Source organism: Micromonospora sp. II, assembly GCF_001709195.1.
Classification (GTDB): domain Bacteria; phylum Actinomycetota; class Actinomycetes; order Mycobacteriales; family Micromonosporaceae; genus Micromonospora; species Micromonospora chalcea.
The window spans coordinates 283581-297817 of the sequence record NZ_LYXF01000024.1 but is presented as its reverse complement, the minus strand read 5'-3'; the positions used below and the strand labels follow the sequence as shown (position 1 = coordinate 297817).

The 14237-nt window shown below is 73.7% G+C and carries 11 protein-coding genes; 8 read left to right on the top strand and 3 right to left on the bottom strand.

Features of this window, described 5'->3' with window-relative positions; genetic code table 11:
• Window position 1: 1 nt before the first annotated feature.
• Both A8711_RS13090 and A8711_RS13085 read left to right on the top strand, forming a co-directional pair.
• Window positions 2-841, top strand: a complete 840-nt coding sequence (locus A8711_RS13090) for an arylamine N-acetyltransferase (protein WP_069088361.1) — start codon at window positions 2-4, stop codon at window positions 839-841.
• Window positions 838-1860 carry an NADPH:quinone reductase gene (locus A8711_RS13085; protein WP_218062395.1) on the top strand — a complete coding sequence of 341 codons (1023 nt, stop codon included), beginning with the start codon at window positions 838-840 and terminating at the stop codon, window positions 1858-1860. The genes A8711_RS13090 and A8711_RS13085 overlap by 4 nt, the downstream gene beginning before the upstream one ends.
• Here the strand turns inward: A8711_RS13085 and A8711_RS13080 are convergent.
• A complete protein-coding gene (locus tag A8711_RS13080; RefSeq protein WP_069088360.1) occupies window positions 1828-3456 on the bottom strand; it encodes a helix-turn-helix domain-containing protein in 1629 nt (542 codons plus the stop codon). The genes A8711_RS13085 and A8711_RS13080 overlap by 33 nt on opposite strands.
• Before the next feature lie 166 nt (window positions 3457-3622).
• Here A8711_RS13080 and A8711_RS13075 point away from each other — a divergent pair, with 166 nt between their 5' ends.
• From A8711_RS13075 to A8711_RS13055, 5 genes are read left to right on the top strand one after another with little or no spacing between them, the layout of a single operon-like run.
• The gene (locus tag A8711_RS13075) at window positions 3623-4165 is read left to right on the top strand and encodes an SRPBCC family protein (RefSeq protein WP_064445522.1); all 543 of its coding nucleotides are present in this window, start codon (window positions 3623-3625) and stop codon (window positions 4163-4165) included.
• A 9-nt stretch (window positions 4166-4174) separates the two neighbouring features.
• On the top strand, window positions 4175-5746 hold the full coding sequence (locus A8711_RS13070; RefSeq protein WP_069088359.1) for a class I adenylate-forming enzyme family protein: 1572 nt from the start codon (window positions 4175-4177) through the stop codon (window positions 5744-5746).
• Window positions 5743-6951 (top strand): FAD-dependent monooxygenase, encoded by a 1209-nt coding sequence (locus A8711_RS13065; protein WP_069088358.1) that lies wholly within the window; start codon window positions 5743-5745, stop codon window positions 6949-6951. Before A8711_RS13070 ends, A8711_RS13065 begins: the two co-directional genes overlap by 4 nt.
• A complete protein-coding gene (locus tag A8711_RS13060; RefSeq protein ID WP_069088357.1) occupies window positions 6948-8921 on the top strand; it encodes an FAD/NAD(P)-binding domain-containing protein in 1974 nt (657 codons plus the stop codon). Before A8711_RS13065 ends, A8711_RS13060 begins: the two co-directional genes overlap by 4 nt.
• Complete coding sequence (locus tag A8711_RS13055; protein ID WP_069088356.1) at window positions 8918-10336, top strand: adenylosuccinate lyase family protein; 1419 nt, start codon at window positions 8918-8920, stop codon at window positions 10334-10336. Before A8711_RS13060 ends, A8711_RS13055 begins: the two co-directional genes overlap by 4 nt.
• Before the next feature lie 45 nt (window positions 10337-10381).
• Here A8711_RS13055 and A8711_RS13050 read toward each other — a convergent pair whose 3' ends face one another.
• Window positions 10382-11200 (bottom strand): M23 family metallopeptidase, encoded by an 819-nt coding sequence (locus tag A8711_RS13050; protein WP_069088355.1) that lies wholly within the window; start codon window positions 11198-11200, stop codon window positions 10382-10384.
• Window positions 11201-11330: 130 nt separating this feature from the next.
• On the opposite strand from A8711_RS13050, the gene mce reads away from it, so the two are divergent.
• The gene (gene mce / locus A8711_RS13045) at window positions 11331-11801 is read left to right on the top strand and encodes a methylmalonyl-CoA epimerase (protein WP_043323011.1); all 471 of its coding nucleotides are present in this window, start codon (window positions 11331-11333) and stop codon (window positions 11799-11801) included.
• Between the two features lie 76 nt (window positions 11802-11877).
• Here the strand turns inward: mce and A8711_RS13040 are convergent, their stop codons facing one another.
• Window positions 11878-14193 carry an MMPL family transporter gene (locus A8711_RS13040; protein ID WP_069088354.1) on the bottom strand — a complete coding sequence of 772 codons (2316 nt, stop codon included), beginning with the start codon at window positions 14191-14193 and terminating at the stop codon, window positions 11878-11880.
• Window positions 14194-14237 lie beyond the last annotated feature (44 nt).

The following is a 14237-nucleotide window of genomic DNA, read 5'->3' as shown; positions in this document are numbered from 1 at the left end:
CGTGCTGACCGACGAGCAGGTGCGGGGCTACCTGGACCGGATCGGCGCCGCCCGCCCCGAGCGGCCGGACCTCGCGGCGCTGCGCGACCTGCAGGAGCGCCACACGTTCACGGTGCCGTTCGAGAACCTGGACTACCACCTGGGCCACGAGATCTACATGGACGAGCGGGTGCTGGACAAGGTGATCCGCCAGCGCCGCGGCGGCGGCTGCTTCGAGATCAACACCTCGCTGTTCTTCCTGTTGCGGGCGCTGGGTTTCGCGGTGACGCTGCATCAGGGGCGGGTTTGGCTCTCCGGGCGGTTCAACGGCCCGCACAATCATCTGATGCTGACCGTGGACCTGCCCGAGACCGGCTCCCGCTGGCTGGTCGACGTCGGCTTCGGCAAGAACAGCCGGTTCCCGTTCCGGCTCGACGCGGCCGAGCCGTACGGGGACCCGCACGGCCGGTTCGCCACCCGGCGGGTCGAGCCGGGGGTCGTCGACGTGTACCGCAACGACGCGCTGCAGTACCGGTTCTACGACGAGCCGGCCGACCTGGCCGACTTCCGGCAGAACCTGTGGTGGTACCGCACCTGCCCGGACTCGCCGTTCCTGCGGAACATGTTCTGCACGCTGCCCACCGCCGACGGCCGGGTCACGCTGCAGGGCGACGTGCTGACGGTCATCGCCGGCGACCGCCGGAGCGTCGAGACGCTCACCGACGACGACGCGCTGCTGGAGGCGTACCGGCGGTGGTTCGGGATCGTCCTGGACAAGCCGCCGACGCCGAGCCCGTACGCGGACCAGTCGTCGCGCATGGCGTTCTTCCAGAACGACGACGGCGGGCCGGCCCGCCGATGACGACAGTGCGGGCCGCCTACGTCGACCGGCTGGGCCCGGCCACCGAGATCCGGTACGGCGAGTTGCCCGCGCCCCGGCCGGGCCCCACCGACGTGCTGGTCGACACGCTCGCCACCACCGTCAACCACGTCGACACGTTCGTGCGGGCCGGCACGTACCGTACGCCGGTCCCGCTGCCGTTCGTGGTGGGCCGGGACGTGGTGGGCGTGGTCGCGCACGCCGGTGACGGCGTGGCCGGCTTCCGCCCCGGCGACCGGGTCTGGTGCAACAGCCTGGGCCACGGCGGACGTCAGGGCGCGGCCGCCGAGCAGGTGGTGGTGCCCGCGGACCGGCTGTACCCGCTACCGGCGGCGGCCTCGGTGGAGGCGGTCACCGTGCTGCACCCGGCCGCCACCGCCTACCTGGCGCTGGCGGTGCACGGCCGCCTGCGCCCCGGTGAGACGGTGGTGGTGGGCGGTGGCGGCGGCAACGTCGGCTCCGCGTTGATCACGACGGCGAAGGCGCTCGGCGCGCGCGTGGTCGCCACCGCGGCGCCCCGGGACGAGGCGTTCTGCCGGGCCGCCGGCGCGGTCGAGGTGGTCGACTACGCCGCACCGGATCTCGGTGACCGGCTCGCCGCGTCCTGCCCGGAGGGCGTCCACGTCTACCTGGACACCTCCGGGACCAACGACCTGGACCTGGCGGTCGGGCAACTCGCCGTACGGGGGCGGATCGTGCTGCTCGCGGGCGCGCGGACCCGTCCGGCGCTGCCCGCCGGTGAGCTGTACACGAACGACAGGTCGATAGTCGGTTTCGTCATCTCGCTCGCCACGACCGCGGAACTGGCGGAGGCGGCCGGTTTCATCAACCGGCTGCTCGCGGCCGGCCGGCTGCGCCCGCGCGAGGTGGTGCGCCTTCCGCTGTCCGCGATGCGGGAGGCGCACCGGATGGTGGAGGACGGCGAGATGCGCGGACGGCGGGCCCTGGTCGTCCCGGACGGCGCGGCGTCACAGCTCGGTGAGCAGGCGGTGCAGGCGTAGCGCGAGCTGGATCTCCAGCGCCCGTGCCGGGAGTTGCCAGGTCGGGCCGAGCAGGCGCTTCACCCGGTCCAGCCGCCGGGTGACCGTGTTCGGGTGCATGTGCAGCAGTTCCGCCGCGTTGGTCGGGCTGCGGCCGGCCTCGAAGTACGCGTCGAGCGTGCGGGCGAGGTCGCCGTCGCGGTGCCGGTCGTAGTCGAGCACCGGCTGGAGGGTGGCGTCGATGAACTGGTCGATGCCCTCCCGGCCGGCCAGCAGCATCGGCAGGAAACCCAGCTCCCGTACCGACACGCCGCGACCGGCCAGCTCCATTGAGATCATGACGTCGAGGCAGCGCAGCGCCTGCCGGTAGCGCACCGCCACCCGCTCCGGCCCGGAACCGCTGTCGGACGCCGCGGCCGTCACCGGGCGGCCGAAGAGCGCGCCCGACTCCTCCGCCGCCGTCCGGGCGATCTCGGCCGGGTCGGCCTCCCCCGGCAGCAGCAGCACGATGTCGTCGTCGTGCAGCGCGGACAGACCGTCACCCCGGGCGGCGAACGCCGCGCTCCACATCGACGCCCAGTGCGGGCTGACGCCGTCCGGGCGCAACACCACCACGACGTACGGCCGGTCCAGCCGCACGCCCAGCCGCCGGGCCCGTTCGACAAGCGTGCCGGTGGGCTGCGGCGTGGTGATCAGCTCGTTGAGCAGGGCACGGCGGGCCTGGCTCTCCCGGCTGTCGTCGAGCTGGCGCAGGATCACCGCCGCCGCCTGGGCGATCAGGAGCAGGAGCTGCCCGTCCGGGTCGGCGAGCGGGCTGTCCATCTCCAGCAGCAGGTCTCCCATCCGCCGGTCGCCGGCCAGCACCGGGACGACCATGCGGCGGCCGTCCGGCACGCCCGGCTCCGGTCCGGCGGCGGCGGACCGGCTCGCGGCGACCACCAGACCGTCGTCGGTGCACAGCCGCACCGACGCGCCGAGACGCCGGTCGGCCTCCACCACGAAGGCGCGCGCGTCGCCGCGGGCCACGGCCAGGTCGATGAAGCCGTAGTGCGCGGAGCGCAGCGCCCGCATCCGGTCCAGGTCGGCGGCGGTACGGGCGGACTGCTGCTCCAGCCCGTAGAGCCGGGCGATCGCGACGTCCAGCAGTTGCGTCTTCTCCATCGCCGCGCCGGCGAGCCGGGCGAACGAGGTCAACTGGACGCGCTCCCCCTCGGTGACCGTCCGGGGGCGCCGGTCGGCGAGGTACAGCGCGGCGACGGACCGGCGGGGGGCGTATCCGCGCAGGTGGCCCAGACGTACCGCGACCACCGCGTGCAGTGCGCCGTCGTCGTCCGATCCGGACACCGGCGCGGCGGCCGGGGCGGATTCCGCGTCACCGCACCACAGCGGCGATCCGTCCAGCAGCGCCGCCCCGGAGGGATGGTGACCGGGCAGGTCCAGCCGGCCGTCCTCGTGGGGGCCGTCCGCCGCCCGTACCGTGATCGTCGGTCCGTCCTCGGACACGACGGCGACGAAGGCGGCCGGCGCGTCGAGCAGCCGCCGGCCCTGCCGGGCGATGTCCCGCAGCAGACCGCCTTCGTCGTGCGGCACCCCGGCGTCGTCGGCGGAGCCGGGCACGGCGGCGCCTTGTTCCGTGCTCCCCCCCATGGCTCTTCCCGTGTCCTTAGTCGCGTCGCGGATCTGCGCCGGATTATAGGCGTCCCGGCCACGAAAGACGTCGAACCTGATGAATCAGAGTCGAACACTTTGACCCTTCGGGAAGCCGATAACGACGATTCTCCGCATGGCCGAAACCGATACCACCACGCCACTGTTCGAATCGCAGGCGGAAATCGTCGTCGACGCCACTCCGGACGAGGTCTACGCGCTCGTCAGTGACCTTCCCCGGTGCCGGGAGTGGAGCACCGAGTGCACCGGAGGCGAGTGGATCAGCGGCCGTCCCGGCGCCGCCGGGGCGGTGTTCCGCGGCCACAACGTCCGTGGCGAGGACGTCGTCGCCTGGGCGCCGGTCGTCCGCGGCGTCTGGACCACGGAGTCGCAGGTGCACACCGCGATCCCCGGCGTCGAGTTCAGCTGGGCGATGCGGGACAGCCGGGGGCGCGCCCAGAGCAGCGTGTGGGCCTTCCGGATGAGCCCCGAGGGCGCCGGCTGCCGCCTGACGCACCACTTCCGGATGGACGAGCCCACCGAGGGCATCCGCAAGATCACCCGAGACATGGACGACGACGAGCGCCGGCGTTTCGTCACCGAATGGGGCGCCAAGGTCGGCGCCGATCTGCACGAGACGCTGCGCCGACTCAAGTCGATCATCGAGACCGAACGGTAGGAGCCGGACATGTTGCTGCAGACGATCGCCAATCGCGGCATCCGACTGGGCACACTCTTCGACCGGGCCGCGGCCCGGCACCCGGACAACAGCATCACCCTCGACCACGACCTCGACGTGGCGCCGGAACTCGGTCGGCGGCTCACCGTCGGCGCGGTCGCCGGCCTGGTCGCCGACCTGGCCGCCCGCCTGCACGCCGCCGGCGTACGACCGGGCGACCGCGTGGTGGTCCACAAGTCGCACAACTTCGACATCACGCTGAGCGCGTGCGCGCTGGCCCGGATCGGGGCCGTGCCGGTGCTGCTCTCCCCCCACCTCGACGCCACCACGGTGCTGCACCTGATCCGCCGGGCCGGCCGGCCGTACCTGCTGACCGACCGCGCCACCCTCGACGGGGAACTGGCGGACACCGTGTTCCCGGCGGTCGCCGGGGTGCTGCTCGCCTCCGGTGACCATCCGTCGGCCACCTCGCTGCGCGCCCTGACCGGTGTGCCGAGCGTCCCGCCGATCGTCATGTCCCCCGACCACCCCACCCTGGTCACCCACACCTCCGGCACCACCGGGCTGCCGAAGCTGGCCGTGCACACCGGACGGACGCTGCAGGCGCGCTACCGCCCGCAGGCGTCGGTCGCCGCGCTGGTGCGGCGCCGCTGCCCGGTCGCCATCCACGTCTCGTTCGTGCACTCGCGCCTGTTCACCGCGCTGGCCATCACGATGCTGCGCGGCTTCCCGCTGCTGGTGCTCGCCGACAACGACCCGGACCAGGCCACCGACCTGTTCCTCACCCATCGTCCGGGCGTGCTGGAGACCCACCCCAACTCGTTCCTGCGGTGGGAGCGGCTGGCCGACGACCCGCGCGCGCCGCTGGCCACCGTGCGCTACTTCAGCAGCACCTTCGACGCCATCCACCCGCGCACGGTCCGGCGCATGCTCGGGGCCTCCGCGCATCCCAAGCCGGTGTTCGGCCAGCTGTACGGGCAGAGCGAGGTCGGCCCGGTCGCGGCCCGCGCGTTCACCCGCCGCCGGCCCGAGGACGCCGACGGGCGCTGCGTCGGCATGCCGTTCCCCGGCATGACCGACATCCGGGTGGTCAGCCGCAACGGACGCCCGCCCACCCGCGACAACCCCGGCTACATCGAGGTACGCACCGACGGGCGCATCGTCACCTACCTCGGCGAGCAGCAGCGGTACGAGGGTCAGCGCCACGGATCGTGGTGGCGGATGGGCGACCTGGGCTACCGCACCCGGCTGGGCTGCCTGCACCTGCTCGACCGCGAGGTCGACGAGATCGACGGGTTCGGCAGCACGCTGGCGGTCGAGGACACGCTCTTCACCCGGCTGGACGAGCTCGTCGAGGTGATCATCCTGCCGGCGCCGGACGGGCCGCCCGTGCCGGTGATCTGCACCAGCGAGGACCTGCCGATCGACATCGACCGCTGGGCCGGCGCGGTCGCCACGCTGCCGCCGATGGCCCGCCCGGTGCAGCGGCGCCTGGCGGATCTCCCGCAGACCGCCACCACCAAGATCAAACGGTTGGAGCTGGCCCGGCAGCTGCTCGACCGGGACAGCGCGGCCGGATGAGCACCCGGACGCCCGTGCGCGTGGTCGTGGCCGGGGGCGGCATCGGCGGGCTCGCCACGGCACTGGCGGTCGCGGCGCACGGCCATCACGTGACGGTCCTGGAACGCCAGCCCGAGTTCACCGAGCTGGGCGCGGGCATCCAGCTCGCCCCCAACGGCCTGCACGCGCTGGACGCGCTCGGTGTGGGACCGCAGGTGCGGGCCACCGCGGTCGCCATGGCGGAACTGCGGTTCATGGACGGCGTGACCGGCGCCCACGTCACCAGCATGCCCTTGACCGAGCGGTACCAGCGCCGGTTCGGCAGCCCGTACGTGGTGGTGCACCGCGCCGAGTTGCACCGCCGCCTGCTCGACGCCGCCCGGCGGCTGCCCCGGATCACGCTGCGCCCGGCCGCCTCGGTGGCCGGCTACGACCAGAACGCGGCCGAGGCCACCGTGCGCCTGGACTCCGGCGAACGGATCCCCGCCGACATGGTGGTCGGCGCCGACGGCATCCACTCCCGCATCCGCCGCCAGCTCGTCGGCGACGGCGAGCCGCGCAACTCCGGCATCACCGCGTACCGCGCCATAGTCCCCATGTCCCAGGTGCCGGCACGGGTACGCCGGGACGCGGTCACCTGGTGGGCCGGACCGGACTGCCACTTCGTGCACTACCCGATCAGCGGCGGGGCGTACCTGAACATGGCCGCCAGTCACGCCGACGGCGCGCCCACGCTGTTCGCCGGCCGGCCCACCGACGGCGCACTGGTCCGGGCCGCGATGTCGCGCCTCGGCGCGGTCGGTGACCTGCTGCGCCTCAGCGACGAGTGGCGGGCCTGGGTGCTCGTCGACCGGCCGCCCGTCGACGACTGGGCCGACGGCCGGGTCGCCCTGCTCGGCGACGCCGCGCACCCCATGCTGCACTACGCCGCGCAGGGGGCCTGCCAGGCGCTGGAGGACGCGGTGGTGCTCGGCGACCTGCTCGGCGACGGCGCCGAGCCGGTGCCCGAGGTGCTCCGCCGCTACGTCGCGCAACGGCGGGAGCGGACCGCCGCGGTGCAGGCCGTCTCCCGCGACAGCATCCGGCTCTGGCACGCCGCCGGGGACGCGGCGACGGCCCGCAACCGGGCGCTCGCCGCGATGACGCCGCAGGAGCTGCACACGGCGGTGGCCTGGATGCACGCCGCCCGGGTGCGCGGCGAGCGCCCGAGCGAGGCCGTGCGATGACAGGCCCGCGGCATCTGCGGATCTGCATCGTCGGCGCGGGCCCGCGCGGACTGTCCGTCCTGGAGCGGCTCTGCGCCCAGGAACGGCACGACCGGGCCTGCGCCAGCCTCACCGTGCACGTGGTGGACCCGGCCGCGCCCGGCGCCGGCGCGGTGTGGCGCACCGACCAGTCCCGGCTGCTGCTGACGAACACCGTCGCCTCACAGATCACCGTCTACACCGATCCGAGCTGCCGGCTGGCCGGGCCGATCGAGCCCGGGCCGAGCCTGTACGAGTGGGCCCGGAGCGTGGCGTCGGCGGGCCCGTGGGGCGCGCTCGACCCCGACGTGCTCGACGAGGCGCGCGCCCTCGGCCCCGACGACTATCCGACCCGGGCGTTCTACGGCCACTACCTGCGGGCCAGCTTCCGCCGGATCGTGCGCCGCGCGCCGCCGCACGTCTCGATCCGGTGCCACCGCTCCCGCGCGGTGGCCAGCGCCGACACGTCGGGCGTGCCGGGCGGTCCGCAGGGCGTCCGGCTGGCCGACGGCACCCGGCTGCACCACCTGGACGCCGTGGTGCTGGCCCTGGGACACGCCGCCGCCCGGCTGGATCCCCGGCAGGCACGCACGGCGAGCCTGTCCCGGGTGCACGGACTCACCTATCTCCCCCAGGCCAACCCCGCCGACGTCGACCTCGGCCACATCCCGGCGGGCGCGCCCGTGCTGCTGCGCGGGCTGGGCCTGACGTTCTTCGACCACCTGATCCTGCTCACCGTCGGCCGGGGCGGCAGCTTCACCGAGGAGAGCGGACGGCTGCGGTACCGCCCCAGCGGCGCCGAACCGAGGTTGTCCGCCAGTTCCCGCCGGGGCATCCCGGCGCAGGCCCGGGGCGACAACCAGAAGGGCGTGACCGGCCGGCACCTGCCCCGGCTGCTGACCGCGCAGGCCGTGGCGCGGCTGCGCGCCCGCCGCGCCCGCGGCGAGTCGATCCGGTTCCGCCGCGACGTGTGGCCGCTGATCGCCGCCGAGGTGGAGAGCGTCTACTACGCGACGCTGCTGCGCCGCACCGGGCACGCCGGCCGGGCCGAGAGCTTCACCGTGCGCTACCTCGCGACACCCGCCGAGCGGCGGCCGGCGCTGCTCGACGAGTACCCGATACCGCCGGCGCGGCGCTGGGACTGGGACCGGCTGGCCCACCCGTACCGCGGGCGCGAGTTCCGCGACCGGGACGACTTCCGCGCCTGGGCGCTGGACCACCTGGCCCGGGACGTTGCGCACGCGCGGGCCGGCAACGTCGACGGGCCGCTCAAGGCAGCGCTGGACGTCCTGCGTGACCTGCGCAACGAGATCCGCCTGGCGGTCGATCACGGCGGGATCGACGGCGACTCGTACCGCGATGAGCTGACCGGCTGGTTCACCCCGTTCAACGCGTTCCTCTCGATCGGCCCGCCGGCCCGGCGCATCGAGGAGACGATCGCGCTGATCGAGGCCGGTGTGCTGGAACTGACCGGGCCGGACACCCAGATCGTCATCGACACCGAGACACCCGCGTTCGAAGCGACGTCCCGGACCGTGCCCGGTCCCCCGGTCCGCGCCGGCGTCCTCATCGAGGCGCGGCTGCCGGAACCCGACCTGCGCGGCACCGCCGACCCGTTGCTGCGCCACATGCTCGACACCGAACAGTGCCGGCCGTACCGGATCCCCTACGACGGCGGCACGTACGAGACAGGAGGACTCGCCGTGACCGAACGTCCCTACCGGGTCGTCGACGCCCAGGATCAGCCACACCCGCGCCGGTTCGCGTTCGGTGTGCCCACCGAGTCGGTGCACTGGGTGACAGCGGCCGGCATCCGGCCGGGCAGCGACTCGGTGATCCTGGCCGACGCCGACGCGATCGCCGCCGAGGTGCGCTCGCTCGCGCCGGCCGGACATGCGGTGGCCGACCGCGCGGCCACCGGGGCGGCCCGCTTCCCGGGGGTGATCGTGTGATCGACACCCTCGAAGTGGCGGTGGACAGCGGCCTGCTCTCACCGGTGCGCGCCGGCACGAGCATCGAGCCGGTGGTCGGCGACCGGGCCTGGCTGCAGGCCATGCTGGACGCCGAGGCGGCGCTCGCCCGCGCCCAGGCGCGGCTGGGCACGCTGCCCGTCCAGGCCGCCGCGGTGATCACCCGGACCGCCCGGGCCGAGCTGTTCGACCTGCGGGGCGTCGCGGTGGCGTCCCGGGACACCGCGAACCCGGTGGTGGCGCTTGTGGCCCAGCTGACCCGCGCGGTCGCCGAGCTGGACCCGGCCTCCGCCGAATACGTCCACCGTGGCTCCACCAGCCAGGACATCCTGGACACCGCGGCGATGACAGTCGCGCACCGGGCGCTAACCGTCATCGACGACCACCTCGCCGCCGCCGTCGACGCGCTCGCCGGGCTGGCGCTGACCCACCGCGACCTGCCGATGGCCGGGCGGACGCTGGCCCTGCACGCCGCCCCCACCACGTTCGGGCTGAAGGCGGCCGGCTGGCACCAGTTGCTGTGCGACGCCCGGGTGCGGCTGTGCCGGGTACGCGACCAGGGCCTGCCGGTGTCGCTCGGCGGCGCGGCCGGCACGCTGGCCGGCTATCTGGAGTACGCGGCGCTGGACGGCGCGGCCGAGCCGGACCCCGGCTACGTGGACCGCCTCGTGGCGGCGTTCGCCGAGGAGACCGGCCTGAGCCGGCCTGCGTTGCCCTGGCACACGCTGCGTACGCCGCTGGCCGACCTCGCCGCGGTGCTCGCGTTCGTGACGGGCGCGCTCGGCAAGATCGCCGTCGACGTGCTCTCGCTGGCGCGCAGCGAGGTGGGCGAGGTGGCCGAGCCGGCGGCCAGCGGGCGCGGCGCCTCCTCCGCGATGCCGCACAAGCGGAACCCGGTCCTCGCCACGCTGATCCGCAGCGCCGCCCTCCAGGTGCCGCCGCTGGCGGCCGGACTCGCCCAGGCGCTGCTCAGCGAGGACGAGCGGTCCGCCGGCGTGTGGCACGCCGAGTGGCTGCTGCTGCGCGAGTGCCTGCGGCTCACCGGCGGCGCCGCGGAGGCGGCCGTGACACTGACGCGGGGGCTCGTGGTGCGCCCGGAGCGGATGGCGGCCAACCTGGCGCTGACCCGGGGCCAGCTCACCTCCGAACGGGTCGCCGCCCGGCTCACCCCCGTCGTCGGCCGGGACCGGATCAAGGAGGTGCTGACCCGGGCCGCCGCGGAGGCCGACGCGACCGACCGCCCCCTGTACGACGTCCTGGCGGAGACGCCGGAGCTGCGCGGCCGCTACACCGCCGAGGAACTGGCCCGGATCGGTGATCCGGCCGGCTACCTCGGCGCGGCGGGCACGCTCGTGGACGGCGCGGTCGTCGCCCGGGCGGAGCCGGCCCGGCGCTGACCGCTGGTCCCGCGCGCACGAGCCGCGGTCGGACGCGGGATCGGGTCAGCCGATGCCGTCGACCGCGGCCCGCAGCGCGCTGATCGACGGATCCCAGGTGAAGTTCAGGACGGGGATGCCGGAGGCGGCGGCGTTGCTGTCGCCGCCGAGGACCACCGCCCGCGGTTTGCCGGTGCCCTGGGGGACCACGAGATACCAGTTGCCCTTCACGTTCGCGATGAACACGTCGTCTGCCTCCTGGTCGGGCGGGTTCGGGTTGGTGACGTCTCCGGCCCAGCTCTCGAAATCGGCTGTCGCGCGGAAATCCGTCGGACTGGCGGTGTTCAGCCAGAGGCTGGTGTGCACGTGCGGCCCGACGCCGGACTCGCTGCCGTTTGCCGAGGCGCCGGAGTACGCGATGGTCTGGCCACGCGACACACGTTGACCGGGTGAGACGGCGACCGCCGACAGGTGCAGGTGCCGGGTGTAGTTGCCGTCGTCGTGGGCCATCCCCACGACCCGCCCGGTGGCCGTGGACGTGTCGGCCTTCACGAACCGGATCGTGCCGTTCGCCGCCGCCATGACCGGGGTGCCGGCGCCGACCGCGTAGTCGGTGCCCGGCTCGGCCGAGGGCGCCGTCCGGTTCCGGTGGTCCTGCCAGGAGCTGGAGATGCGGACACGTCCGCACGGCCGCTGGTAGCCGCCGGCGGCCCGGGCGGAGCCGGGCAGCAGGGCGAAGGCGGCCGACACCCCGGACGCGGCCAGCGCGGCGCCGGTGAGGAGCCCGCGTCTGGACAGTCCGCGCAGGTAGGCGATGCCGCCGAGGTCCTCGGGCGGCGGAGCGCCGTGGCCGACGTCCCGGGACGACCCGTCACTGAGGATCATCGATGTAAGGTACGGCCGGTTCGGACGCGGGGCAAGCGCCTCGCCCGGACGCCACGCACGCCCTCGCCGGTCGTCATTCCGTCGATGGACGCCTATTCGAAGAACCCGTTTCCGGCACTAGGCTGACGACATGTCTGACGAGCTTTCACCTTCGGCGCAGCAGTCTGCGCTGTCCGGAATCGGCCTGCGCGGCATCGACCACATCGGCCTGGCGGTGAATGATCTGGACGAGGCGATCGAGCGGTACGAGACCGTCTTCGGCATGCGGTGCGTACACGTGGAGGAGAACGCCGAGCAGGGAGTCCGGGAGGCGATGATGTCGATCGGCCCCGACCCCGCCCATGGCCGGCTGCAGTTGCTCGCCCCGCTGACCCCGACCTCGCCGATCGCCCGCTTCCTCAGCCAGTCCGGCCCGGGCGTGCAGCAGATCGCGTGGACCGTCGACGACGTCGAGAAGACCTCCGCCGAGCTGCGTGAGCGCGGCGTACGGCTGCTCTACGAGCAGCCCAAGCGCGGCACGGCCGGCTCCCGGATCAACTTCGTCCACCCGCGTGACGCGGGCGGAATCCTGGTCGAGCTGGTCGAGCCGGCCGCCGCCTGAGCGGGCCGCCCGGCCGCCCCGAACGGCCGGTCCCGCCGGATCGTGCCGGTCCGGCGGGACCTCGACGGCGCCGCGGTCAGTGCCGGGTGCGTGGCAGGATCCGGTCCAGCCAGCCGGGCAGCCACCAGTTTCCGCGACCGATGAGCCGCATCAGGGACGGGACCAGCAGCAGCCGGACGATCGTCGCGTCGATCAGCACGGCCAGGGCCAGCATGAAGCCCATCTGCTTGATCTCGAGGATGCGGGTGAACATGAACGACGCGAAGACCACGACCATGATCGCCGCGGCGGCGGTGATCACCTTCGCGGTGCGGGTCAGTCCGAGCTGGACGGCGGCGGCGTTGTCGCCGGTACGGTCCCACTCCTCGCGCATCCGGGAGAGCATGAACACCTGGTAGTCCATGGAGAGCCCGAAGACCAGGGCGAACGCGAACAGCGGCAGGATCACCTGGATGAACCCGGTCCGCTCGACGCCGAGGAGGTCGGCGCCGTGCCCCTCCTGGAAGACCAGCACCGCCGCGCCGAAGGCCGCGCCCGAGGTGAGCAGGTTCATGAAGATCGCCTCGAACGGCAGGACCAGCGAGCGGAAGGCGATCAACAGCAGCAGCCAGCTCGCCGCCAGCACGGCGCCGATGACCAGCGGCATGGCCCGGGAGCTCTCGTCGGTGATGTCCACGATCTCGGCGGGGCCACCGCCGACGTGAGCGGTCAGCCCGGTGCCGGCGAACGCGCCACCGGCCTGAGTACGCAGCTCGCGTACCAGATCGGCCGTCTCGTCGGTGTCCGCGCCGTGCCGTGGACGGACGGTGACCACAGTGGTGTCCCCGTCCCGGCTCACCAGCTCGGCCAGGGCCGGGCCGGCGGCGCGCGTCGCGGCTTCGAGGTGGGCGGTGGTGTGCCCCTTGGCCTGGGCGTCGAGCACCCGGGTGACGCTTACGACGTCAGCGGTCTCCCGGTTGCCGGCGGCCTGGTCGCTGAACCGGGCGACGGCGTCGAGCTGCGCGTCGGTGAACCGGTCGCCGCCGGCCGAGACGACAACTGTGATCGGGGCGAGCACGCCGGGCGCGTACGCCTCGGAGACGATGCCGTACCCCTTGCCCGGCGGCGACTCGGCCACCGCGCCGGCGCCGAGGTCGACGCCGTACTGGAGGTGGAAGACCGGGATGGACAGGGCGCCGAGCAGGACGGTGCCGAGCGCGGCCACGAGCAGCGGACGGCGCATGACCACGGCGATGGCCTTGGCCCAGCCGGAGTGCTCCGGGTCCGGGTGGGCCAGCGACCGGCGGGCCCAGGGCAGCGCGAAGCGGTTGATGCGGGGGCCCAGAAGACCGAGCAGGGCGGGCAGCAGGGTGACCGCGATGAGCATCATGACCAGCACGGCAACTGTCATGCCGACGGCCATCGAATAGACCTTCGCGGAGCGGACCAGCCAGAGCCCGGCCAGCGAGACGACGACGGTGATGCCGGAGAACAGGACGGCCTGCCCGGCGGTGGCGACGGTGCGCCCGATGGCCCGGGCTCGTTCCGGACGGCCGCTGTCACCTGCTTTCGCCAGTTCCTCGCGGAACCGGGTGACGATGAACAGCGTGTAGTCGATGCCGAGCGCGATGCCGACCATGCTGACGGCGGTCTGCACGAACACGTCGAAGGTGGTGAAGTGGGTGGCGATGCCGAGCGCGCCGAACGCGGCGAGCACGGCGACGACACCGAGCAGGAGCGGGATGGCGGCCGCCACGAGCGACCCGAACGCGAGCAGCAGGACGATGGCGGCGGCCGGGAAGCCGATCGTCTCGGCCATGGACAGGTCCTCGTTGCCCTGCTCGACGGCGGCCGCGGCGAGCGGCGAGACGCCGGTGAAGTACGCCTCCACCTGGCCGGTGCCGAGCCCTTCGGCGATCTCGCCGAGCGGCCCGGCCTGCTCCTGGAGCTTTTTGTCGTCGCCGTCGAGACTGACCGGCACGAGCGCGGTCTTCCCGCCGGGGGCGATGAGCCGGTCCGGCGCGTCGTACGGGCTGACCACGGTGCGCACGTCCGGGGCCTGGCGGTAGCGCTCGACAGCGGTGCGGACGACCTCGCGGAACGCCGGGTCCTGCGCGTCGATCGAGGTCGAGTGCAGGACCACGAAGTCGGTCTCGCTCGGCGTGTCGGGGAACTCGGCGCTGATCAGCTCGGCGGCCTTCTCCGAGTCGGAGCCGATCACGGAGTTGGTGTTGCCGGTCAGGTGCGAGGTGAAGTAGCCGGCCGAGACGGCCGCGCCGGCGAGCAGCACCAGCCAGACCAGGATGACCTTCACTGGATTGAGCGCCGCCCAGACGGCCCAGCGGTAGAGGAAGCCTTCCTCCAGCGGCCGGTGTTCGCCACCTCGGCGGGTGCGCGACAGCGTGTCGGTCATCGAATCCCTTTCGCGGTTGGCACTGATGTCCGCCGGCCACTGCG